Origin of the sequence: Rhodococcus sp. IEGM 1379 (assembly GCF_030056815.1) — a bacterium.
Taxonomy (GTDB): Bacteria; Actinomycetota; Actinomycetes; order Mycobacteriales; family Mycobacteriaceae; genus Rhodococcus_F.
The window spans coordinates 6920-7263 of the sequence record NZ_JASHKR010000092.1 but is presented as its reverse complement, the minus strand read 5'-3'; the positions used below and the strand labels follow the sequence as shown (position 1 = coordinate 7263).

The window sequence follows — 344 nt, the reverse complement described above, 5'->3', positions numbered from 1 at the left end:
TGTCGATGACTGACACTGTGCCGCTGATCTGGTTGGTGACGTAGGCGTGGGTGCCACTGGCTGCCACCCCGGACGGATTCTCGCCGACCGTGATGGTGGCGGTGACGGCGGGTGGGGTGGCGGTGGTGTCGATGACTGACACTGTGCCGCTGATCTGGTTGGTGACGTAGGCGTGGGTGCCGCTGATCGCCACCCCGGACGGCCGCGTGCCGACCGTGATGGGGTTGCCGACGACGGCGGAGGTGGCGGTGTCGATCACCGACACTGTGTCGCTGCTGTAGTTGGTGACGTAGGCGTGGGTGCCACTGGCTGCCACCCCGTACGGATACGCGCCGACGGGGATG

General features: G+C 67.2%; 1 protein-coding gene. It reads right to left on the bottom strand.

Features of this window, described 5'->3' with window-relative positions; all coding sequences use genetic code 11:
• A partial coding sequence (locus QM600_RS25860) for a YncE family protein (RefSeq protein WP_502943104.1) occupies positions 1-344 on the bottom strand: 344 nt, incomplete at both ends.